This window comes from Legionella qingyii, assembly GCF_003990155.1.
GTDB lineage: Bacteria > Pseudomonadota > Gammaproteobacteria > Legionellales > Legionellaceae > Legionella > Legionella qingyii.
Genome location: NZ_RZGX01000023.1, coordinates 1 through 22395, shown reverse-complemented (window position 1 = coordinate 22395; position 22395 = coordinate 1). Strand labels below are relative to the sequence as shown.

Sequence of the window (22395 nt, the reverse complement as noted above, 5' to 3'; positions counted from 1 at the left end):
ATGTTAATATGATTTCTCAACAAGAATATCTAACAAGAAGAAACCAACTGGCAAAGAAACTGCCCGAAGGTAGCATTGCCATCATTCCTGCTGCTCGCGAAGTATTACGTAACGGTGACACACATTATCGTTTTCGTCAGGACAGCAATTTCTATTATTTAACTGGATTTAACGAGCCTGACGCATTGTTGGTTCTGATTTGTGGTGCGGATACACAGAGTATTTTATTTAGCCGTACTCGTAATCCGGCAGAGGAACAATGGACTGGAAAACGCCTGGGACAAGATGGGGCTCTAGCGGTATTAGGCATGCACGCGGCTTTTCCTATAGACAGTGTTGCTGAAGAATTACCTAAATTATTAAGTGGTAAATCAGCAGTTTATTATGCTCTTGCGCGAAATTCAGATCTGGAAAAAACCATCATGCAGTCATTGGTGGCGCTTAAAGGTCAAGTTCGGCGTGGAATTAAAGTACCGGGCCATTTATGTGATTTGGAGCCTATATTAGGTGAGATGCGTTTATTTAAAAGTGATGCAGAACTGGATTTAATGCGCCGAGCAGCAACTATTTCTGTTAAAGCTCATGAACATGCAATGCGTCGTTGCAAGCATTTGGAGCATGAATATCAGCTGGAAGCCGAGCTGATTTATGAATTCAGCCGCCATGGCTGTCGGAGTGTCGCTTATGATCCGATTGTGGGCTGTGGAGAAAATGCTTGCATACTGCATTATACAGACAACAATAAACCCCTGCACCGAGGTAGTTTAGTGCTTATTGATGCAGGCGGTGAGTATGAGAATTATGCTGCGGATATCACAAGAACATTTCCAATCAATGGCAAATTCAGCCCGGAACAAAAAAGCATTTACGAACTGGTGCTCAAGGCACAAAAAGCAGGAATTGCAGCAGTTAAACCTGGACTTCCTTGGAATGCGGTACAACAAATAATGATACGCATTTTAACGGAAGGGCTTTGTGCGTTGGGTATTTTGCAAGGTGATGTGGATGAGTTAGTTGCAATAGAGGCTTATAAGCCTTTTTATATGCATAATTCAGGGCATTGGCTGGGATTAGATGTTCATGATTGCGGCCTATATAAAGTGAATGGTGAGTGGCGGCCTTTAGAACCAGGAATGGTTTTAACTGTTGAACCAGGTTTGTACATTAGTTCAAATATTCCTGGGGTTGATAAACGTTGGTGGGATATTGGTGTGCGTATTGAGGATGATGTAGTGGTAACGAAAACAGGCCATGAAGTATTAACTGCGGCATTGCCTGTAGAGGTAGATGAAATTGAGGCGTTAATGCGTGATTAATAAAGAAATTGATATACTGATCATTGGTGGGGGATTGACGGGGGCAACCCTAATGCTTGCTCTGCAAGGATTGGGCTATAGCACCTTGTTGGTAGAAGCAAAACCTTTTAGTGACAAAGTAAACCCTGATTTTGATGCGCGATCTTTAGCTTTATCTCCAGCGAGTCGGCGTATTTTAACCATGCTTGGCGTTTGGGATCTTCTTAAAGACCATGCAACTGCTATAGACACGATCCATGTTTCTGATCAACATCATTTTGGGGTATCACGCCTGCAAGGGGGGGCAGATGCTCCTTTAGGCTATGTTGCTGAAATGCAGCATATAAATCAGGCTTTGCATCAATTATTACCGCATAACCAGATTATTGCACCAGCAAGCCTAAAGTCCCTGGATTATGAACAACATTCGGCAACAATTCTTACTGATTCTGGTGAAATTAATGTTGTTGCACGTTTAATTGTTGCTGCAGATGGTGCGCAATCCTCAGCACGTCGTTTTTGTTCATTACCTGCCAAGACCAAACTTTATGGTCAACATGCAATTGTAGCGAATGTGGGGTTACTTAAGTCCCATGGCCACCGTGCTTATGAACGATTTACAATGCATGGCCCTTTGGCACTTTTACCCATGCAAGATAATCGCATGTCTTTAGTTTGGGCCGTTCCTCCTAAGGAAGCAGAGCACTTATTGTCTTTATCTGAGACTGATTTTTTACGGGAATTACAACAGGCTTTTGGCTATCGCTTGGGGCGCTTTGCCAAAGTGGGTAAGCGCTTTTCTTATCCTTTACAGCAAGTTTTAATGCCAATACAAACCAAATGGCCAGTAGTTTTTGTAGGTAATGCGGCGCACACCCTGCACCCAGTAGCGGGACAGGGATTTAATTTAGGGCTTAGAGATGTGGCGACTTTAGCGCAATGTATTGCTGAGCAAGGAATTAACGCGGCGATGTTGCAACATTATGTGCAATTAAGAGCCCACGATCAAAAAGCTATTACTCGTTTAACAGATGGTTTAATTCACGTATTTACCAGTCGTTTACCAGGATTTGGGGTGGCACGAGGGTTGGGCTTGATTGCTCTTGATAATATTCCTGTATTGAAGAACCTTTTAGCACGATATGCACGAGGGTTTGGGGGAGTGGTTCCTGATTTGGTTTGTGAAATCGCATTGCCAAAGCGATAAAATAGTTATGAAGGAAAAAAAATGAGTCTGCAATTTAACGTATTAGTAATTGGCGGTGGCATTGTGGGTTTAACTGCTGCTCTAGCTATGGCGCAGCGTGGTCACTCTGTAGCAGTAATTGATGCAGGCTCATTAAAAGTTGATAGCTCACAACCTGATACTCGGGTCTATGCAATTAATTTTGCATCACAAACACTGTTGCACCAATTAAACGCCTGGCAACATTTAGATAAGCCACGTCTTTCTCCTTACCGTAGTATGTATGTTTGGGATGCTGAAAGTAACGCTCATATTGATTTTGATTCACGCTATATAGGCAAACAGAATCTAGGGAATATCATTGAAGAATCTGTGTTGAAACAGGCTTTACTACACCAGGTTTCAACTCAGCGTTCCATTCATTTATTCCCTGACAGCCGTGTTGAAGAGGTTTTTAGTGATGAAGCTGGGGTTAAAGTATCAAGCAATCAGCAAACTTGGGAAGGACATCTGTTAATGATTGCTGATGGAGCGAATTCACCAGCACGGCAAAAACTTAAGGTGCCATTAAACAGCTGGTCTTATGAACAACATGCTTTAGTAGCCACCGTATCAGTAGAGAAACCGCACCAACAAACCGCATATCAGGTATTTCGTGCTGATGGGCCTTTGGCATTTCTACCACTTGCCGATGCACATCAATGTTCTATCGTATGGTCTACTGATCCAGTACATGCAAAAAAATTGATGAATCTTTCGGAGCAGGAGTTTAATGAATCATTAACCCGGGCTTTTGCTAAAAAACTGGGTCGGGTTGAAGTAATAAGTACACGCCATCAGTTCCCTTTACAGATGCGTCATGTGAAACAATATGCAGGTGACCGGTGGTTGCTTCTTGGTGACGCAGCACATACGATCCATCCTTTAGCTGGTTTGGGTTTAAATGTTGGCCTGGCTGATGTACGCTCATGGATTCAATGTTTGGATACCGTACAGGATAAGCTGTTATCTAAAAAAGCGTTAGGTGCTTATCAACGTGAGCGCAAACATGCAGTATGGCAAATTATTATGATGATGGAAGGTTTCAAACGATTATTCAGTAATTCCTTTATGCCGGTTGTTACCTTACGTGGTTTAGGTTTAAATTTATGTAATCGATTGATGCCTATAAAACGATTATTTATTCAACATGCACAAGGCGGGTAACACTAGGAGCGCCTCTTTTTCCACGATTATTTATGCTAAAAAAACTGCTATTTATCTGATGAGTAAATGATCCATTATTCTATTATTAGGGATAGATACGATTACACATTTAATTGTTATTTCAATAAATGGAAAGAAATTACCCCAATTGCAAGCCAATCCGTGTTTTTGTCTAAAAAGTAGCTGGACAGGTTACTTTTTTTTATTAAAATTCATCCATCATTGAACTATGAAGAATCAATATGAAAAAACCCATTATATTTTTAAAAAACTCAGACAGAGTACAAGCCATGGAGGAAATGCTAAAAGAGGAATTGATTTTTTTTCCTGACGAAGAAGATTCTCGCATAAAGTTATGTAATTATGTAAAAAATAATTGCAGCCAACCAGATTTTAATTATCAATGTACAGAGTATGATGAGGATGTAATTATAGCCGCTAATCCCAATCTTGGCCCCAAGCAACTAGGGGTCTATGCTGCTAAATCATTTAAGGCTGGAGACATTGTCGGAGAAATAAAAGGCACTGATTTATTTGGGATACGGCCTAATGCTGAGATAGACAGGAAGGTCGAAGCGTATCAAGAGGATTCCTCTTATGTTTGGAAATTAAATTTAGATGATAAAGACAAATATGCTGTATTAATTGATTTGTTGAAAGAAGGATCCGGTACTCGTTGGGTTAACCACGCAAATAAACCTAATTTAGAAGTAAAAGTGATTTGCAAGCAACGTAAAGATGAGTATGGTCAAATTTTATTTGATTATCATGCCTATTATGTTGCAGTCAAAAATATTGCATTTGCTGATGAGCTGACTATTTCTTATGGAGATGATTATTTTTCCGTGGAGCGACCTCAAGTTATGTGTCAACCTCAAACTTTGGTCGATATCCTTCATGAACTTGCTAAAACACAAGCAGTTGAAGTAAGTAAGATAAGTACTCGTTATGAAATAAAAGATTTTTTCACTTTATTAAGAGCCGCCATGTTAAGCAAAGAAGAACAAAAAAAACGAATGTATCTAGATAAAAATTTAGATCCTAAAATCTATGATTTGAGAAACCTCGAAGATGTAATGCGCTTTCAAAAAGAGCAAAAGATTGAGCTGAAGCGAAACTCGCCTTACCATTTATATATAGCTCCTACAGTACGCGGGAATGGGGAATATCGTTATTCATTATTTAGTGGTCAGAAAATTCCTGCGAAGAAAACCCTATGCGAGCTAGTTGGCCAGAAAATGGAAGGCGTGCCGGTAAAGAATCAAGAGATGCTCTTGTGGGCGGCCCAGCGTAATATTGATACGAATTATTTAGTGGAATCAGGCGAGGGCGGATATCTTTATACTAAAGACAAGGCATCAGAAGCCTATTGCATAGAAGGAGCAAAGTACCGAAATGAAATGAATGTTCGCTTTGATTTTGCAACAAATTCTTATATAACGACACGACAAATTCTACCCGGTGAAGAAATTTTGGCGTTTTATCAGAGTTATGATTTCGGAGCCTCCCCGACGACTTTGGCTAAAGTGTTCACTGATTTTAATGAGTCACAATATTATTACCAAGCTACCTGGAGCAACGATAAAGTCGTTATGGAGCACGTGATACCCAAAACCCCTGGTTATAATTTAGATGAGGTTGATGACTCAATCTACCCCGAGTTTTCTGATCAAGAGTATACAAATGAAATGAGTCCGCTAACTGATTATGATGAAGATGTGCACATTTTAACACCTGGTCATGATTTAGAAGAAGATGAAAAAATCCTCCCTCCTGGTTATAGCGTTGATGTAGTGGACACCGACCTCTCTCGTGGTTCGGAGGAGGAGCTTCAAATAGATGAAGAACGCCTCCATGAAAAAAGGAAGACTTGGAGTCCATCTTTTCAATTTAGCGAAAATAGCGGGCATAAAAAAAGGAAAATTACAGAAATGGAACCGGGTGAATATAAAGAGGATGGAACTCTTTTGGATACAGAATTACGCCTCCATTAATTAGCCAGGCTTTGCTATTGGCATTATGAACGGTGAGGGCTTATTATTAAGCGCTCACCAGGAGAAGTTATCTCGAAAAATAGACGTTAATCCGAATATAATATGCGCTCGTCCCGAACGTGGGGCGATCTCCAAGAGAGTGATGCCGAGCTGGATTTTAGTGATAGGCCGAGGCACCAGGCAAGCGAGGTAAGAGTCAGCACGCTCTACTTTAAACGAGCGAAATGTTCACGGCTAAAAGCTACTTTTTCAGCAACTGATTCTTTAGGATGCTCCTGATAGTGGGCTTCAATGATTCGATATCGTTTTAATCCGCCTTCCCTGTTCGCAATTTGAATATTTAAACCGGGTCGGGCATTTAATTCAAGCATTAACGGTCCGTGTTCTTTATCAAGAACTATATCTACACCGAGATAGCCTAGGCCTGTTAGATCATAGCAGCTGGAGGCAATCTCAAGTATTTTATTCCAATAGGGTACTTCAATGCCTACGATGGTGTTCAGGGTATCCGGATGATAATCGATGATGTCATTATGATATACACCACCAAGGGTTTTACCTGTGGCCAGATCTACTCCAACACCAATAGCACCTTGATGTAAATTCGCTTTTCCACCAGATAAACGAGTTGGGAGTCTCACCATGGCCATGGCGGGATAACCCAATAAACTAATAATGCGAATATCAGGGATGCCTTCATAACTTACTTCGGCAAATACAGGGTCTACTACAACCCGTTTCTCTATAATTGCATAATCTGAGGAACCACCGAGGCTATATGCTCCTGAAAGGAGACAGGATAGATGGTAGCTAAGCTCTTGGGTTGTGGTGAGCTTGCCATTAATTTGTCGATAACGGCCATAAACTTTATCTTTAAAAACTAAAATACCATCTCCACCAGAACCACGAGCTGGTTTAACAACAAAGTCATTATAAGGTTCTAAACGTTCCTCTATGGTTTTTATTTGTTGTTCTGTTTCAATGATATCGTATAAAGGTGGGACCGCAATACCTGCTTTTAGGGCCAGCTTTTTTGTTTTTAACTTATCATCAACCAGTGGGAATAGTTTTCTTGGATTATAGCGTAACACAAAATCTGAATTACGCTGGTTAATACTTAATATTCCGTGGTTTTTTAAACGGCGAAACAGAGTAATCATTTTACGTGTCCCGCAAGTGATTTAAAGCGTTTCAATTCAAATAATCGGTATCCCCGATATTGACCAAACCATAAGATTAAAGCGAGCAGAACTAATATCAATTCTGGGAAAGCAAACACCAGGTATTGTAATGGTTCATAACTCATTGCCCAATAAGAGATAACTGCAGCGATTAGACTGCCTATGCCTGATTTGATGGCTTCTGATGCACCTCGTTCATCCCAAGTAATGCACATACGTTCTATAGTCATGGTTAAAATAACCAGAGGGAATAAAGCAACTGATAGCCCTGCATCAAGTCCAAGATTTTGACTGATGATACTAATAAAGATCATTAGCAAAATCACGACAGTAAGAATTGCCGCGAGTCTAGGAACTAAAAGCAACCTCAATTGATCCAAATAAAAACGAGCCAGTAAGCCAAAGGATACAATAATAACGAAGAGGGAAATTCCCCAGACTACATGGGTTTCTCTAAAAGCTAAAGCGATTAGAACAGGCATAAAAGTTCCAAACGTTTTAAGTCCGATAAAATTTCGTAGAATTAAGATAATAAAAGCACCTATGGGCACAGTTAATAAAATCTTATAGGTGGCCTGAGCATTGACAGGCAGTTGCAATAATGAGAATCGCAACAGTTGCGAATCGGATTGCAGTCCTCGCGATTTCGCAATACTTAAGGCATTAATGGGCGTAGGCGATACAGTCAAATTAAATTGCGCCTTTTTGCCACCCACAACGTTAAATACAGGCTCATTGCCATATTGCCAAATAAGGAAATCTTTAGGCAAGCCTGCCCCGCCTGTTTTAGGGTTAATATAAATCCAGTTTTTACCATTGAATACAGCCAAAAATGAACTTAATTCAGCTTTGCTTTTTTGAGATAAATAAATACCCTTTACTGGAATTGCAGAAATTTTAGACTGATTTAAAATTAAAATGGCGGCATTAATAATGTGTTCATCACTAAAGTCATTACTTGTTAATAACTTGGCATTCCCATCTTTTTTATTCAGTTCTTTAATCGTGCTCTGAGCAAAGGTCTTAATATCTGCTGAAGATTGTCGTACCTGACTGGTAATGGTTTCAACAGCGGATTTTTGACTTTCTTCAAGTGGTTGTGTTTTGGCGGCAGGAGGTGTCGCTAAAGGTGATTCATTGCCCTCTGCTTGGCGAAAAATTGCCCTGTAGTACAGAGATTGCGCGCCATGCGCTCGCCGGATTGACCAAACGGTTTCCCGGTTATCGCCATTTAAGTTAGTCGTTACCCCATAATTTCTTGATACGAAATACTCATCCAGAATAGCAAAATGCGGTGGTAAATAAGGGATATTAAAACTCGCTTTAATCGGCGTATTCGGGTCCGCAACGAAACGTAAGTTGGATTCAACCATCCAACTGTTTATCGTTTCAGTATCAGTTAATGGCACATCGAGTACGAAGTGTCGATACAAAAAAATTCCTGCTCCAAGGATAAATAGTGTAATGATTAATCCATAAACATGACGCGTGTTGTTTTTCATTGTTTCTTAAGACTCTGATTTCTTAACGTAAATGTGAGTGCTGGATTAACTGCACCATTAAAGGCAATAATTGCATCTCTTCCCAAAAGCAAAGGATAGAGGAACCGTTTGCGGTTGGTTAAATTCACTTTAATTGTTCTAACCTTATCTCCAAGTTGTAGATCAAGCAGTACAACGGGGCGTTTGATGGGGGCGTGTGCTATGATTTCTGAACCATGCTCTCCATCGCGAACTTTAATTTTTACTCGGCCTTTGTATTCGGCTTCAAATATATAATCGCCAGTCTTGGTAGGAACGGTAAAATGTAAATAAGGAACCCCATTTTTGGTAATTTCAGTAATGTTGGTTGCATTTAAAGATGCTGATTTAGCCCCAGTATCTAATTTAGCTGATAGAGTCAAATTTTTTTGGGGAAACGAAACTTTTTCGACATAACCATAAATTTGTACTTCATTCGATGCCATAACGGGTCCGGTCATTAGTGCTGCAAAAATAAAGAGAGCAAATATTGATCTCATTGAATCCTCTTTCCTGAGTTGTTTTTATATGAGGACAATATCGTAGCAGGTTTGCATCCTAAGTCACAACCCGTAAGTGGGGTTAATGAAATATTTTTTGTACGAACTGAATGTGATATCATGATAAACCACCCAAAAATTGTACTTATTTAGCCCATGATGAAACGATTATTGACATCAAGAGCAATAATCTATATACTTCGCGCATCCTAACAGGTGGCCATTTTTGTGTGTAAGAATGACTATTAAGGCCGAAGAAAATTCATCGTTAAAATCTGAAGACCTCGTTTTTCTCTTGGCGATCGCCGGCCGTATTGACGCGCAAAGTAGACTTCTCGCTCAAAAGCTCGATAAAGATCGTTACATTTATCATGCTTATGCCGTTATGGATTCTCTGAGCTCATCCTACAGTATGTTTAAATACTTTTTTGAAGTATTTATCGCCAAGACTGATCCTGATTTAATTCATAAAGTACTGACTTCCCCCGAAGGAATCGCCGCGGTTGCTGCAGAAGCAATTTTTTTAGTTTCGTTTTCTTTTTTAGCAAGTGTTTATGATAAAGAGGATAAGGATTCTGTAAAAAAATTTATATCGTCTGCATGGCCCTATTTTCGTGATTTGATGAAAGGCTTAAAGAACGCATATAAAGGATGGCGAAGTACAGTGCAAGTATTAAGCCTGTTAAGTGGGATGGACCTCAAATATATGGTCATCCCCGTGGGATTGGTATTAGGTATATTTGCTGCTGCCAATCGTCTTTGGATACGCAGCATGGTTGAGCGGCGTAAAATGCAAATGGATAAGAATAAAGAGCTTTTACTTGAAATCCAACAGTTGAGCTCCGTAACACACTTAGACCACAAATCCTATTTATCAAAAATTGAATATCAGGATATAGATACTCGCGTTTATGCCTATTTAGCTGTAGCGACCGGGGGATTTCTAGATGGGTTATATCTTTATATTGGTGTAGTGAGTCTTTCGGTCCTTTCGCCGCCTCTTCTTCTTGCGCTGACAATTATTGGCGCTTTGTACACGCTATCCTGTGTTATTTCACGAATTTATGAAGAATATGATTTTCAGTTGCGTCTAGAGGTTACCCAAACACGCTGTAAGTTGGCGTTAACTACTAAAGAATTGGAGTTAACCTATGCTAAATTACTTGAGTTACAAGCACGTAACAGCATTAGAAATGAAGACCTAGAGGAAATCAGTAGATTGAAGCGTGAGGTTTGTCGTTTAATTGAGAAATTTGCAGAAGAACGTCAATTCTTACAAGACCAAACAACCCACAATTATTTAACAGCCGGTCTGTTAGGCATGAAGTATGGTTTATTTGCTTATGGCGTTTTGACCAGTATCTTATTTACAGCTTCTTCGCTTTCTTTAATTACTGCAAGTAGCTTTCCTCCTGCTTTATTGGCAGTAATTATCGTTTCTGGCCTGGTGCTTATGATAGGGATGACCGTTTACACCTTGAATGCTCATTATCAACATATGCAGAGACGCAAAGAACAGGTTCAAAAGGAATCTCCTTACACTCAAATCATGGAGATGAAGAAGCATATCGAGGCGAACCCAGATACGGATGTTTTAACTGCAGATACTTTTGCAACATCATTACAAGATGGTCTTAAACTGGATCCTTCGCCACAGACTTTTTTCCAAGAGTGGTTTGAAGTGTTCCGCTCTTTTGCTTCAGGTCTATCCAAGGGAAATAATTTCTCCAATTTTGCAATGACTTTTTCCCAAGAGGCTGATTCTGATGGGCATTATCACGATACTCCTGTAATGGGGGTATTGGCAATCGCAAGTGGCGTCTTATTTTCAGTAGTTTTAGGTCTTCGGGCTTTGGCAAAAGGCTTAGGGCGTCCACCTCTAGGCCAGGTTGGTTCTACGAAAACTAAAGAATCAGATGGTGCCGAAGTGTCGATGGATAAAATGAAAACCCAGTCTCAAAGGGAATCAAGTGAGCCTGTGAAACCCCAAGCCCCTGATTCCCTATCGAAACGCGGTTCTTCATTTTGGAATTTCTTTTATCATAAAACAACCTCACAAGACGCCACACTGCCTCATTCAAAGAGCGAGACTAACTTAAATCGTTACCATTCTTCTCCCGGGAGTACAATTGGGGGTTTAGAGTAGGATCATTATACATTTTAAATTGATGATAGATTCTAAACGTACGCTTTTTTGCTTGTACTTCTTCAAGTAATTCTTTGAAACACTGGGCTAATTGTTCTAATTGTTGATCAATAATTTCTAATTTATGGGCACAATTGTTCCGATGCTCTTGTGCAACATCTTCGCGCTTGGTTTGTAGCCCCATGTGATAAGATTTCAAAGACAAAATAGAAAGCCTGTCTATGATCATTCCTGGTGATTCAGAGTTGACTGGACAAACATTATAATCTGCTGGTTGCAATTGGTTGAAAAGCCATTCGTCCATTGCTTCCATACGGTTATTACGTAATTGATTGAAGCGGTCAATTTCTCGCTTTGCCTGGTATACAAATTCATGCCCTTGATCATCACGGCGCGCCCTATCTTCTGCATGCCAGAGCTGATAGTTAAATGCATGATTTTCTTCAACTAGGCGATAAAATTCTTGGTGTTGATGCACTATACCTGAGGCTTTCCATTGGATGATGGAGTTTTTATGTAGATTGATGATTTCTTCGCTATTAATACGATCTGACATGTTTTATCCTGTCTCTTTGATAAGAGATGCCAGTTTAACCTATACCGCATAGCGCTACAAATTGGAGCCGAAGTATTTATTATAGATGTTTTCATAAGCCCCATCATTTTCCATTTGTAATAAAACCTTGTTGATGCTGTTGATGAGCGCCGTATTTTTGGGGAGTGCCAGGATTCCATATCCATTTCCCAGAATGATCGGTTTGCCTACAGTTTGAAAGTTAATCACTTTATTAATCGTAAGATACTTAAAGATATTGATGTTCAACACAATTGCATCAACATCATTATTGAGTAAAGCCGTAATCATTAAAGAAATTTTTGGATAGGTTTTTATATTATCTCTGCTGGTATAAAGTGCAAGAGTATCTTCAAGGTGGCTTGCTTCTAGAGTGCCTATTTTTTTGTTTTTAAGATCTGCAATGGTTTTTATATTTGAGGACATGGTTAAAAATTGTCCATCACTTGTCATAAAGGGCAAACTGTAAACATAATCTTGTGATATGGTTTGGGGTATGGGGCTTGGCGGAAAAGTAATATCAATGCTCCCTGCATTTAATTGATCCAGTTGGTTTTTCATGGTAATTGGTTTGTATTCGCATATGATATTGAGACGTTTACAAATTTCATTCATCAGGTCGATACAAAAACCAAAATAGTGATTGCTGCCATCTACTGCAGAAAAAGGAGGGGCTGATTTTGAAACGCCTACTATAATGCTGTTGCTATAAACGAGTGTAGTACCTGCTAACAGAATAAAAAAAAGGAAATGCCTTATCAGCTTCATGCCGTTGTACCATTTCATCTTGAGCCTATTTAAAATCTAGGTTGCTGATAATTATTTGTCAAATTAATAAATTAACTGCAAGTGACTGATCATCGCATAGGATGATTTTTTTGCCATAAAAGTTATGGCGTTCAAATTGTACTTAACTATATGAATTTAATGATTACTTACATATGTTCTTTGCTAAACACCTATCTAAGGCATTGGCAAAAGCAGTTTTTTCCTTAATGCTTAATGCAGCAGGTCCACCAGCATAATGGCCTGTGGCTCGTAATTGTTCGTTCATATCTCTTAAATTTAAACGCTGTTTGATATTGTTCTCAGTGTACTCCTCTCCACGAGGATTAATCGCCAATCCCTTTTTGGCAATAACATCTGCTGCCAAAGGGATGTCAGCGGTAATAACTAAATCGAAAGGTTTTAAATGAGTTGTGATATAATGATCTGCACTGTCAAAGCCTTTCACGACTTGCACTGCATCGATAAAAGGTGAGTTAGGATAATTAAGATAGGAATTAGCCACTAAGGTGAGTCGTGTTTTTGTACGGACTGCAGCGCGAAATAAGATCTCTTTAATTATTTTGGGGCACGCATCGGCATCTACCCAGATATGCATATTGTTTAAATTGTCAGGCGAAAGTTAGAATGATTTTAGCAAGTAAGGCTGACAAGTAATATAGGCTAATTATATAATTTTATCCTTGCAAGCTGCCTTCATGATTTGAACAATCAAATTTTCTATTTTTTGGGAGAAAGTAATGAGAATTTTGGTTTTTGTTTGTTTTTCACTGTTATCTTTTTATGTTGCTGCTGAATCAACCTTGCCTGTTGGGTGTCAGGCTGTTGCTGTTCAAGGTGAATCAGTGACCCTGCAAGCCAAAAAAAGCAGTCTGGTTTTTATTCATAACCTCACTTCTGCCGATTTATGGATTACCCATCCCGTTACTAATCCGAGTGCTAGCGCAGGTTGGACAACTCGATTACAAGGTGGAAATTGGTCTGCATTAGCCTTGAATAAAGGCCCCTTTGCTTTAAATTGCATTGAATCTAAGCCTGGTCATGAACAACAAGCTCCTTGTGAAGGACTCATTGCTGTGTGTAAATGGAAAGGAGTGAAAATTCCTGCCAATGGGCAAGACAGTACGTTTTGGGCCGCAGAAGATATGTCGTTATCTGCATTAACAGCTGCGGTAGGAGCTCGCGGGTTTGTGATTCCTGTGCCTAAGTAAGGACTACTTATCTTGCTACTTTCATAGATAAGTGTTAGAACTTGGCAAATGATATAACTTAAATATGACAACAACATATAAACAGGATAAGCGTTGAGTAAAAAATCAAAAGATCCCTTTTATAAACGGGAAAGTGAAAAATATACCGATCCAGTCCCCAGTCGCGAATTCATTATGGAAATTCTTAATGAATACGGGAAACCGATGTCGCGCAATCAATTATTTGACAAATTAAAGATAAGTGATGAACACAAGCAAGAGTCTATGGGATTTAGACTAAAGGCCATGTTGCGTGATGGACAAATTATGCAAGATCGGCGCAACCGCTTTTGTCTGATGCAACGGATTAATTTATCTCGAGGTATTGTTCAAGGGCATGCTGATGGATTTGGTTTTTTTATTCCTGATGATGGTTCAGAGGATATGTTTTTGTCCGCTAAAGAAATGCGGGCGGTGATGCATGGAGATGTTGTTCTTGCTTATCAAGTTGGTGTAGACCGACGTGGAAGACCAGAAGCCAAAATTCACGAAGTAATTGAGCATGCTAATGCCACTGTAGTGGGACGATTTTTTACAGATCATGGGGTTAGTTTCGTCTTGCCAGATAGTAAACATTTGACTCAGGACATTTCTATTCCACAAGAAATGGTGAACGGCGCAAAAAATGGTCAAATCGTTTTAGTCGAATTAATTGCATTTCCTAGTAAGCGAGCGCAAGCTATAGGTAAAGTGATCCATGTGTTAGGTGAGCACATGGCGCCAGGCATGGAAATTCAAGTTGCACTTTATGCACATGGAATTCCTTTTGAATGGCCTGAAGATGTGAGCGTTGAAGTTGCAAAAATTCCCCAGCATGTCACCGAAGAGCAAGTCAAGGGACGCACGGATCTCCGCAGTCTTCCTTTTGTGACGATTGATGGTGAAGATGCTAAAGATTTTGATGACGCGGTTTATTGTTACAAAAAGCCCAAAGGCGGTTTCCAGTTATATGTTGCAATTGCGGATGTCAGTAATTATGTAATGCAAGATTCTGCATTGGATAAAGAGGCTGCGCGTCGAGGCAACTCGGTTTACTTTCCTGGCAAAGTCATTCCCATGCTCCCTGAAGCTTTATCCAATGGCTTATGTTCGTTAAATCCTCATGTCGACCGCCTGTGCATGGTTGCTGAAATGTCGATTAGTAACGAAGGTAAAATATCGCGGTCACGATTTTATCGCGCGGTGATTCATTCCCACGCCCGATTGACCTATACGCAGGTTGGTTCTTGGCTTGAGCAGGGTGCCACAGACGAACAACATGTTTCCCTATGGCCTACTTTGCAAGCTCTTCATGATTTGTATCACGTTTTATTGGTTACCCGTAAACTTCGGGGCGCAATGGATTTCGAGACCACTGAAACGCGAATTGAGTTTGATGAACATAAAAAAATTCAATATATAATCCCGGTGATTCGCAATGATGCGCATAAATTGATTGAAGAGTGTATGTTGGCTGCGAATGTTGCTACGGCACGATTTTTGGAAAAAGCAGAGATTCCTACTCTTTATCGGGTGCATGCTGCTCCTGAAGAGGATAAGGTTACTGCATTAAGGCAGTTTTTAGGCGAATTGGGATTGCAATTGAGCGGCGGTAAAAAACCTGGACCCAAAGATTTTCAGCGCACGATGAATGCCATAGAAGATCGGCCTGACAAGCACTTGATTGAAACAGTAATGCTCCGTTCTTTAAAACAAGCGCTCTATGTTGAAGCGAATGAAGGACACTTCGGTCTCGCCTATTCTGCGTACACTCATTTTACTTCACCCATAAGACGCTATCCTGATTTATTGATCCATCGTGCAATTGGTCATTTGTTAGATAATAATCCTGTAGATGAATTTAGTTACACCCATGAAGACATGAACCGATTGGGCAAACATGCATCAATGACCGAGCGTCGAGCAGATGAAGCAACAAGGGAAGTAATTTCTTGGCTAAAATGTGAGTACATGCAAGATAAATTAGGGCAAGTATTCAAAGGGCGAATTTCTGCAGTGACAAGTTTTGGAATTTTTGTCGAACTTGATGAAATTTACGTCGAAGGTTTAGTCCATGTGACCTCATTAAAAAATGATTACTATACTTTTGACTCTGTAAAACATCGTTTGATTGGGACACGAGGTGGGCATGTGTATCGCTTGGGGGACAAGATGACCGTATTAGTGGCCCGTGTTGATCTGGATGAGCGTAAAATTGATTTTGAGCCGGTAGAGGAAACAGCAAGTCATGAGTGAGCAGTATGTTTATGGGGTACATGCGGTTTCTGCTTTGTTAACTAATCCGCATCGAGTGACTAAAAAACTTTATATAAGTGAAGACCGTGTAGACAAGCGATTACAGGATATTATTGATAAAGCCATACAAGCGCATATTAATATTGAAAAATTAAGCACCCAAAAAATGAATCAGCGCTTCGCTGATTTTGCCCATCAAGGAATCGTTGCAAGTGCTTCTTTGCTGCCTGATTATAATGAGTCCCATTTGCTTGCATTATTGGAAGCGAGTAAACAGCCTACCTTGATTCTTATTCTAGATGGAGTGACCGACCCCCATAATTTAGGAGCGTGTTTGCGCACTGCAGATGCAACTGGCGTTGATTTTGTGGTAATTCCTAAAGATAAAAGTGCCAGTATTACTCCGGTAGTGAGTAAAGTCGCATGTGGTGCGGCAGAATCTGTGCCCTTGGTGAGGGTGACAAATTTGGTCCGTAGCATGAAGCTTTTAAAGGAGCATGGGGTTTGGATTTATGGTGCAGCTGGCGAGGCAACCAGTTCTCTATATCAAATAGATTGCACTGGTGATGTCGCTATCGTGATGGGGGCTGAAGGTGAAGGGCTGCGCCGCCTGACACGCGAACATTGTGATGGCTTATTTTCTTTGCCCATGTCAGGCAGTGTAACAAGTTTAAACGTTTCTGTAGCCACTGGTGTTTCTTTATATGAAATTATAAGGCAAAGAAAGGGGAGCGGTTCTTAATGAGTGAATTAAAAATAAACGCGGCGAAAGCCGCGTTACAATACATCGAAGACGATATGGTGGTTGGCGTAGGCACAGGATCTACAGTGAATTTCTTTATTAAAGAGCTCGCTACCATAAAACATCGAATTGATGCATGTGTGTCAAGCTCCAAGGCGACAGAGGCTTTATTACGGAAAGAAGGTATTCCTGTTATTGATTTAAACTCGGTACAGGATTTACCGATTTATATTGACGGTGCCGATGAGGTGACTGAGCATGGCGAAATGATTAAGGGCGGCGGCGGCGCTCACACGCGCGAGAAAATTGTAGCCCAAGTAGCAGAAAAGTTTATTTGCATCGTCGACAATTCAAAGCTCGTGAAGCATTTGGGAAATTTCCCTGTAGCTGTTGAAGTAATTCCTCTCGCACGCAGTATGGTTGCTCGACAATTAGTCCAATTGGGTGGAGATCCTGAGTATAGGGAAGGCTTTGTTACCGATAATGGTAATATTATTCTTGATGTGTTTAATTTAACAATCAACGAACCTATGGATATGGAAGATCGCATTAACCGAATAACTGGAGTTGTAGAAAACGGGATTTTTGCGCATCGAGTAGCAGATATTATTTTGCTTGCTTCTCCAGATGGTGTTAAGCAAATAAAGTAGATTAAATCGAAGGTTCCTGGATGATGTGGCGACTGGAATATTCTCGGATTATGCTTTGTTTCAATACCATCAAGTTAAGGAACCAAGCATCTCTATGTTCTATGGCTTGTCGATGGAGTCCAGAAATCGTTTAAGAAAAACACTGTCGTTCCCGCGAAGGCGGGAACCTATTTCTAGCGAGGCACAGTGCTAGTATAAGAATAGATTCCTGCTTTCGTGGGAATGACAAAAATCATTAAATTAATGACAATAACACTACTTTACTCTTACTACTTTATAACTAAATAGGTTTTAGGCTAATGAATGAACATAAAGTTTATGTAAACCGAATTTTAAATATGAAAAAAATCAAGCTGATCGGCCTGGACATGGACCATACCTTGATTCGTTATAATTCTGAGAATTTTGAGTCTTTGGTTTATCAGCTTGTCAAAGAGCAATTGGTAGAAGTAAAGCATTATCCTGAGCAGATTAAAAAATTAAATTTTAACTATCATGATGCAATTCGTGGCTTGGTTATTGATAGCAAAAATGGCAATATTTTAAAGCTAAGTCGATATGGTGCAATTCGCCAAAGCTATCATGGCACGAAACCTATCGATTATGCTGAACAACAGAAAATTTATCGAAGTATTTATGTTGATTTAAGTGATCCGAATTACATGGCCATAGATACCGCTTTTTCGATTGCGTTTTGTGTTTTATATGGCCAATTGGTTCATTTGAAGGATACTTTGTATCCTGAAGAAATACCCAGTTATCAAACCATAGCGCAGGATGTACAATTTTGTGTGGATAAAGTCCATTCTGATGGCAGTTTAAAATCAATCATTAGCAAAAATTTGCCTGCATATGTAATTAAAGAGCGCGCCTTAGTTGAGGGGCTGAAGCACTTCATTCATCATGGAAAAAAAATATTTATTCTAACAAACTCCGATTTTTCTTATACAAAGCTTTTGCTGGAATATGCAATTAATCCCTTTCTAAAGAAGGGCGAGAGTTGGATTAATTTATTTGAATTTGTTATTACTTTAGCCAATAAGCCACGTTTTTTTTACGATAATCTTCGTTTTTTATCAATTCATCCAGCTATTGGTACAATGACTAATACAATAGGTCCAATAGTTCCAGGTGTGTACCAAGGAGGGAATGCCAAAAAATTTACCGAAGATTTACATGTCCGTGGTGATGAGATTCTTTATATCGGGGATCACATTTATGGCGATATCTTAAGGTTGAAAAAAGATTGCAATTGGCGCACCGCTTTAGTTGTAGAAGAGCTTGGAGAGGAAATAGCGGCACAAGCACGTGCCATGCCTATAGAGAAAGAAATCAGCAAGGCAATGGACATAAAAAAGGATTTGGAAAAAAAATACGTCAATTTGTATACCAAAATGGTTGATGAGGGTTCAAAACAATACAGCCATGAAATACAAGAATTGCAAGCGCAAATCAGTAGAATTGATGCCCAGCTTACCAAATTGTTAAAAGAGCAACAAACTTATTTTAATCCAAAATGGGAACGTATTTTCCGCGCTGGGGCAGAGGAAAGCTATTTTGCCCATCAAGTTGATCGCTTTGCGTGTATATATATGGAAAAATTGTCGGATTTATTGGAATACTCTCCAGTAACTTATTTCCGTGCGAATAGACGCTTACTGGCGCATGATGTTGAAGTGTAGACTTTTCCCCACGATTTTCAATTTGTGACTACGAGACTGCAACTGTTTGGGGGATGCGATGACGGTACATATTGATGTTTCACTTGTACGCAGCTTAATTGATTCACAATTTCCACAATGGGCTAATTTACCCATTAAACCTGTAGCATTCAGCGGTTGGGATAATAGAACCTTTCATCTGGGCAGTGAAATGACGGTTCGCCTCCCAAGCGATGCGTTTTATGCTCTTCAAGTAGAAAAGGAGCAGCGCTGGCTACCTTATCTTGCTCCTCATTTAACTTTGCCCATTCCCTCACCTATAGCTAAGGGAGAGCCAGCAGAGGGCTATCCTTGGCAATGGTCAATTTATCGATGGATTGAGGGACAAACAGCATCAGTTGAACGCATTAAGGATCTGAGCCTCTTTGCCGAGGATCTTGCAAAATTTTTGCTGGAATTTCAAACGATTGATAGTGCAGGTGGTCCATTAGCAGGTGAGCACAGTTTCTATCGTGGAGGACCACTGATTACTTATGATGCCGAAGTTCAAGAGGCAATTAAAATTTTGGCGGAACAAACAGATACAGTAACTCTTTCTTCAATATGGTCTGAGGCGTTAGCTCAAACCTGGCAAAAAGATCCTGTTTGGGTTCATGGGGATATTGCTGTAGGCAATTTATTGATTCAAGGAGGTCGTCTCTGTGCTGTAATTGATTTTGGTCAATTGGCGATTGGTGATCCTGCCTGTGATTTGGTGATTGCATGGACCTTTTTAAAAGCGCAAAGCAGGGAAGTTTTTCGTAGGATACTTCAACTTGATAATGCAACGTGGGCGCGTGCTCGAGGATGGGCCTTGTGGAAAGCATTGATTGTATGTGCGGCATTACCAGGTACTAATCCACTGGATATTGCAAAATCTTGGGGGGTAATTGAGGAGATAATTGCAGATTATAATAATGACAACTAAGATTTTATTGATGCATGAATTTTAAGTCTACAAAGTAGGATTTTAAAAATACATCGGCATATAAACGATTTATGGAATAAATAATGAATAAGGAAAGCCATGTCAACAATTAAACTATTGAAAAGAGTGATCCTTGCTTTTTGTTTGGTAGGAGTTACTGTATTTGTCAGTTCCTGCAATATAAATCAGCCCGTTTCAACAAGTGATGAAAAAGGTTATGGCGGAGAAGGGGGCGCTGGTCGCTAGGTTGTTAAAAACATAATTGTTCTGACTCATCATCTTGCAGTGCTTATCTGTGGGATGATGAGTACTTTGCCAAACTCAAGCAGAGTTATTTTATCAACTACTGAATTACTTTTCTTAATGTTTCCAGACTAATATTAGCTCCACTTAAAACAACTACAGCATTTTTTCCTTGATAATATTTGGCACATTTTAAACAGGCAGCCAAGGCAACACCAGCAGCACCTTCAATTAATAAATGATGTGTGTTGATGATTGTTACGATTGCAGATTGAATCTCATTTTCGGAAACCAAAACAAAATCATCCACATAGTCGCGACACAGATCCAAAGTAATTGAATCAGGTTCTATGCCGCCTGCTGTAGCATCGGAAAGGGTTGGCAATGTTTCCATGGAAATAATTTTTCCTGCTTTAATCGACTCGGACATCACTGGAGAGTTTTCTGGTAAGCACCCTATAATTTTGGTTTTTGGTGAAACGGCTTTCATATATCCAGCAATCCCTCCAATTAATCCACCTCCGCCAATGGGTATAAAAATCACATCAATTGAATCCAGTTGGCGCATGAGTTCTACAGCGATGGTGCCCTGGCCAGCAATTACTTGCGTATTGTTATAGGGTGATACATAAACCATGCCTTGTTGTTTTGCATAATCTATTGCGTGTAACTCAGTTTCTACACAATCCTGCCCATAGAGTTTAAATGACGCATTATAAAAACCTATATTCTCTTTTTTTACTGGAGATACATTTTCAGGAACAAAAATAACTCCAGGAAGTTTGAGTTGATGTAATCCATAGGCAACCGCTGCACCGTGATTTCCTGTTGATGCTGCTACAATGCCATTTTGCTGCTCTTTATTTAAAGACAATAACGCATTAAACGCACCACGTACTTTGAATGAACCTGTATACTGTAAATTCTCACATTTTAAATGAAGATTTACATCAGTTAGTTTACTTAGTGGGACAGAGAAATCCAAAGGAGTTTCACGAATATAGGCACGAATTCTATGTTCTGCTTTAATTACTTCAGTTTTAAGATCAAACATGAGTTTTTTTCCTCCCTCAACTACGAACGATGCAGGTAAGTATATTAGCGGCGCGTGACCTCTAATTATATAGACAAGCAAATAAATCACTTTTTGCCGGACAATTTTTTAGAAGAGAGTCTTTTAAAGGTCAAACAAAATCCAATTTGAGAGCTTTGAAAACAATTTAATTTTAATTTTGGAATTGGTTAGAAGATCCCTGAGACAATCTAGCCCCAACCGGAAGAAACTCGATTGCGGTCTTTTTGGGTTTCGGAGTTTTTTTAATGGAATGGGTTTTAAAGCGGCCTTCCACTCACCAATACGATGGGCCAAACATCTGTACTTTCATGCCGAATACGTGTTGTTGATAAGGTGCAAGATGAGCAAATAACTGGGCTGATTTTTTAAACTTTTTTCGACCAATACACACATCCATGTTACCTTTAATTCGCATATAAAATGGGATATTTTCTTCCACCAACCAGGCAATAAGCCTCTTATTAGGGAACTCACGGTCCGCCAGAACTCCTTGAATTTGCTGTTTGCCAAAGGTATTAACAAATTTTGATAGCAGAGCAACTTGCTCCTTGGCAGTGGTATTGCCTGCTTTATTTAACAGCGCCCAAAATAAAGGAATAGCAATGCCCTCATAACAGACTGATAGCATAAAAATATTGATTTTTGATTTTCCCCAGTACCAATTCGTTCTATCAATCGCTAGATAAACAGGCTGGGTTTCGGAAAAAAATAGATAATATATCCACCGCGAAATACACGTAAAATCAAATTTAAAGCCTGAAAAAAACCGCTTCACACGTTTATAACGCGACTCAATCAAAGTCCCTCCTTGCATGGCTACTGCAATTTCAATTAAATTAACACTTCGTACAGTGAATAAAGCCAATAACATCTGAGCAAAACAATCTATTCGGGACTTGTGCCAAAGGAGCTCTTCACCTAATATCTCTCGTAACTCGCTGATATATTTCATATTCACACCTTTTCTAGACAAAAAGATTATATGAAATTCTTTTGTTATCAGCGAGTTATTCCACATCTATTCCTATATCTCAGTTTTTTTGTCCGGCACAAAGATAAATCACAGGGCGATTTCATCAAAGTTTAAGAATAGAACAGATTGATATGAGAATTCCCAGATGTTTATTGAATTTTAAATAGACACTTTAAATAAGAAGTGATAAAAATCAGGCACCTACGTTTCC

20 protein-coding genes are annotated in these 22395 nt (G+C 39.6%); 12 read left to right on the top strand and 8 right to left on the bottom strand.

Going from position 1 to position 22395, the window contains the following annotated elements:
• Nucleotides 1-8 precede the first annotated feature (8 nt).
• The 4 genes from pepP to ELY20_RS14530 all read left to right on the top strand — a co-directional run bounded on the left by pepP (nt 9) and on the right by ELY20_RS14530 (nt 5681).
• Nucleotides 9-1316, top strand: coding sequence for a Xaa-Pro aminopeptidase (gene pepP, locus ELY20_RS14545; RefSeq protein WP_110143630.1), 1308 nt, complete (start codon nt 9-11; stop codon nt 1314-1316).
• The gene (gene ubiH / locus ELY20_RS14540; RefSeq protein WP_110143629.1) at nt 1309-2502 is read left to right on the top strand and encodes a 2-octaprenyl-6-methoxyphenyl hydroxylase; all 1194 of its coding nucleotides are present in this window, start codon (nt 1309-1311) and stop codon (nt 2500-2502) included. The genes pepP and ubiH overlap by 8 nt, the downstream gene beginning before the upstream one ends.
• A gap of 21 nt (nt 2503-2523) precedes the next feature.
• Entirely contained in the window at nt 2524-3687 is a 1164-nt protein-coding gene (locus ELY20_RS14535) for a UbiH/UbiF/VisC/COQ6 family ubiquinone biosynthesis hydroxylase (RefSeq protein WP_110143628.1), read from the top strand.
• Nucleotides 3688-3929: 242 nt separating this feature from the next.
• On the top strand, nt 3930-5681 hold the full coding sequence (locus tag ELY20_RS14530; protein ID WP_110143627.1) for an SET domain-containing protein-lysine N-methyltransferase: 1752 nt from the start codon (nt 3930-3932) through the stop codon (nt 5679-5681).
• A 206-nt stretch (nt 5682-5887) separates the two neighbouring features.
• Here ELY20_RS14530 and ELY20_RS14525 read toward each other — a convergent pair whose 3' ends face one another.
• From ELY20_RS14525 to ELY20_RS14515, 3 genes are read right to left on the bottom strand one after another with little or no spacing between them, the layout of a single operon-like run.
• On the bottom strand, nt 5888-6841 hold the full coding sequence (locus tag ELY20_RS14525; RefSeq protein WP_110143626.1) for an alpha-L-glutamate ligase-like protein: 954 nt from the start codon (nt 6839-6841) through the stop codon (nt 5888-5890).
• Nucleotides 6838-8364 (bottom strand): inactive transglutaminase family protein, encoded by a 1527-nt coding sequence (locus ELY20_RS14520; RefSeq protein ID WP_110143625.1) that lies wholly within the window; start codon nt 8362-8364, stop codon nt 6838-6840. The genes ELY20_RS14525 and ELY20_RS14520 overlap by 4 nt, the downstream gene beginning before the upstream one ends.
• Complete coding sequence (locus ELY20_RS14515) at nt 8361-8882, bottom strand: ATP-dependent zinc protease family protein (RefSeq protein ID WP_110143624.1); 522 nt, start codon at nt 8880-8882, stop codon at nt 8361-8363. The genes ELY20_RS14520 and ELY20_RS14515 overlap by 4 nt, the downstream gene beginning before the upstream one ends.
• A gap of 238 nt (nt 8883-9120) precedes the next feature.
• Between ELY20_RS14515 and ELY20_RS14510 the strand changes: the two genes are divergently transcribed.
• Nucleotides 9121-11028, top strand: a complete 1908-nt coding sequence (locus tag ELY20_RS14510) for a hypothetical protein (protein ID WP_110143623.1) — start codon at nt 9121-9123, stop codon at nt 11026-11028.
• Here the strand turns inward: ELY20_RS14510 and ELY20_RS14505 are convergent.
• The 3 genes from ELY20_RS14505 to ELY20_RS14495 all read right to left on the bottom strand — a co-directional run bounded on the left by ELY20_RS14505 (nt 10973) and on the right by ELY20_RS14495 (nt 12986).
• Nucleotides 10973-11584 carry a DUF4254 domain-containing protein gene (locus tag ELY20_RS14505; RefSeq protein WP_110143622.1) on the bottom strand — a complete coding sequence of 204 codons (612 nt, stop codon included), beginning with the start codon at nt 11582-11584 and terminating at the stop codon, nt 10973-10975. The genes ELY20_RS14510 and ELY20_RS14505 overlap by 56 nt on opposite strands.
• Nucleotides 11585-11638: 54 nt before the next feature.
• Nucleotides 11639-12370: a transporter substrate-binding domain-containing protein gene (locus tag ELY20_RS14500; protein ID WP_110143621.1), complete on the bottom strand. Its 732-nt coding sequence runs from the start codon at nt 12368-12370 to the stop codon at nt 11639-11641.
• A 163-nt stretch (nt 12371-12533) separates the two neighbouring features.
• Entirely contained in the window at nt 12534-12986 is a 453-nt protein-coding gene (locus ELY20_RS14495; protein ID WP_110143620.1) for a YaiI/YqxD family protein, read from the bottom strand.
• 142 nt (nt 12987-13128) lie between these two features.
• Between ELY20_RS14495 and ELY20_RS14490 the strand changes: the two genes are divergently transcribed.
• The 7 genes from ELY20_RS14490 to ELY20_RS16920 all read left to right on the top strand — a co-directional run bounded on the left by ELY20_RS14490 (nt 13129) and on the right by ELY20_RS16920 (nt 20139).
• The gene (locus tag ELY20_RS14490; RefSeq protein WP_110143619.1) at nt 13129-13599 is read left to right on the top strand and encodes a hypothetical protein; all 471 of its coding nucleotides are present in this window, start codon (nt 13129-13131) and stop codon (nt 13597-13599) included.
• A gap of 93 nt (nt 13600-13692) precedes the next feature.
• Nucleotides 13693-15873 (top strand): ribonuclease R, encoded by a 2181-nt coding sequence (gene rnr / locus ELY20_RS14485; protein ID WP_110143618.1) that lies wholly within the window; start codon nt 13693-13695, stop codon nt 15871-15873.
• Complete coding sequence (rlmB, locus tag ELY20_RS14480) at nt 15866-16615, top strand: 23S rRNA (guanosine(2251)-2'-O)-methyltransferase RlmB (protein ID WP_110143617.1); 750 nt, start codon at nt 15866-15868, stop codon at nt 16613-16615. The genes rnr and rlmB overlap by 8 nt, the downstream gene beginning before the upstream one ends.
• Nucleotides 16615-17265: a ribose-5-phosphate isomerase RpiA gene (gene rpiA, locus ELY20_RS14475; RefSeq protein ID WP_110143616.1), complete on the top strand. Its 651-nt coding sequence runs from the start codon at nt 16615-16617 to the stop codon at nt 17263-17265. Before rlmB ends, rpiA begins: the two co-directional genes overlap by 1 nt.
• A 299-nt stretch (nt 17266-17564) precedes the next feature.
• The gene (locus ELY20_RS14470) at nt 17565-18947 is read left to right on the top strand and encodes an HAD-IG family 5'-nucleotidase (protein ID WP_110143615.1); all 1383 of its coding nucleotides are present in this window, start codon (nt 17565-17567) and stop codon (nt 18945-18947) included.
• Nucleotides 18948-19005: 58 nt separating this feature from the next.
• Nucleotides 19006-19893: an aminoglycoside phosphotransferase family protein gene (locus ELY20_RS14465; protein WP_110143614.1), complete on the top strand. Its 888-nt coding sequence runs from the start codon at nt 19006-19008 to the stop codon at nt 19891-19893.
• A 99-nt stretch (nt 19894-19992) separates the two neighbouring features.
• Nucleotides 19993-20139 (top strand): hypothetical protein, encoded by a 147-nt coding sequence (locus ELY20_RS16920; protein WP_165831632.1) that lies wholly within the window; start codon nt 19993-19995, stop codon nt 20137-20139.
• A gap of 97 nt (nt 20140-20236) precedes the next feature.
• On the opposite strand, the gene ELY20_RS14460 is transcribed toward ELY20_RS16920, so the two are convergent.
• Both ELY20_RS14460 and ELY20_RS14455 read right to left on the bottom strand, forming a co-directional pair.
• Nucleotides 20237-21190 carry a threonine/serine dehydratase gene (locus ELY20_RS14460; protein WP_110143613.1) on the bottom strand — a complete coding sequence of 318 codons (954 nt, stop codon included), beginning with the start codon at nt 21188-21190 and terminating at the stop codon, nt 20237-20239.
• Between the two features lie 295 nt (nt 21191-21485).
• Nucleotides 21486-22163: a hypothetical protein gene (locus ELY20_RS14455; RefSeq protein WP_127059503.1), complete on the bottom strand. Its 678-nt coding sequence runs from the start codon at nt 22161-22163 to the stop codon at nt 21486-21488.
• Between the last annotated feature and the right edge of the window lie 232 nt (nt 22164-22395).

What these genes read in the sequence shown, in the direction of transcription:
- rpiA (WP_110143616.1), top strand. Translation starts at nt 16,615, where the DNA reads ATGAGTGAATTAAAAATAAACGCGGCGAAAGCCGCGTTACAATACATC.
- ELY20_RS14530 (WP_110143627.1), top strand. Translation starts at nt 3,930, where the DNA reads ATGAAAAAACCCATTATATTTTTAAAAAACTCAGACAGAGTACAAGCC.
- pepP (WP_110143630.1), top strand. Translation starts at nt 9, where the DNA reads ATGATTTCTCAACAAGAATATCTAACAAGAAGAAACCAACTGGCAAAG.
- ELY20_RS14460 (WP_110143613.1), bottom strand. Translation starts at nt 21,190, where the DNA reads ATGTTTGATCTTAAAACTGAAGTAATTAAAGCAGAACATAGAATTCGT.
- ELY20_RS14510 (WP_110143623.1), top strand. Translation starts at nt 9,121, where the DNA reads ATGACTATTAAGGCCGAAGAAAATTCATCGTTAAAATCTGAAGACCTC.
- ELY20_RS14500 (WP_110143621.1), bottom strand. Translation starts at nt 12,370, where the DNA reads ATGAAGCTGATAAGGCATTTCCTTTTTTTTATTCTGTTAGCAGGTACT.
- ELY20_RS14495 (WP_110143620.1), bottom strand. Translation starts at nt 12,986, where the DNA reads ATGCATATCTGGGTAGATGCCGATGCGTGCCCCAAAATAATTAAAGAG.
- ELY20_RS14465 (WP_110143614.1), top strand. Translation starts at nt 19,006, where the DNA reads ATGACGGTACATATTGATGTTTCACTTGTACGCAGCTTAATTGATTCA.
- ELY20_RS14520 (WP_110143625.1), bottom strand. Translation starts at nt 8,364, where the DNA reads ATGAAAAACAACACGCGTCATGTTTATGGATTAATCATTACACTATTT.
- ELY20_RS14525 (WP_110143626.1), bottom strand. Translation starts at nt 6,841, where the DNA reads ATGATTACTCTGTTTCGCCGTTTAAAAAACCACGGAATATTAAGTATT.
- rlmB (WP_110143617.1), top strand. Translation starts at nt 15,866, where the DNA reads ATGAGTGAGCAGTATGTTTATGGGGTACATGCGGTTTCTGCTTTGTTA.
- ELY20_RS14535 (WP_110143628.1), top strand. Translation starts at nt 2,524, where the DNA reads ATGAGTCTGCAATTTAACGTATTAGTAATTGGCGGTGGCATTGTGGGT.
- ELY20_RS14470 (WP_110143615.1), top strand. Translation starts at nt 17,565, where the DNA reads ATGAATGAACATAAAGTTTATGTAAACCGAATTTTAAATATGAAAAAA.
- ELY20_RS16920 (WP_165831632.1), top strand. Translation starts at nt 19,993, where the DNA reads ATGTCAACAATTAAACTATTGAAAAGAGTGATCCTTGCTTTTTGTTTG.
- ELY20_RS14505 (WP_110143622.1), bottom strand. Translation starts at nt 11,584, where the DNA reads ATGTCAGATCGTATTAATAGCGAAGAAATCATCAATCTACATAAAAAC.
- ELY20_RS14515 (WP_110143624.1), bottom strand. Translation starts at nt 8,882, where the DNA reads ATGAGATCAATATTTGCTCTCTTTATTTTTGCAGCACTAATGACCGGA.
- ELY20_RS14455 (WP_127059503.1), bottom strand. Translation starts at nt 22,163, where the DNA reads ATGAAATATATCAGCGAGTTACGAGAGATATTAGGTGAAGAGCTCCTT.
- ELY20_RS14490 (WP_110143619.1), top strand. Translation starts at nt 13,129, where the DNA reads ATGAGAATTTTGGTTTTTGTTTGTTTTTCACTGTTATCTTTTTATGTT.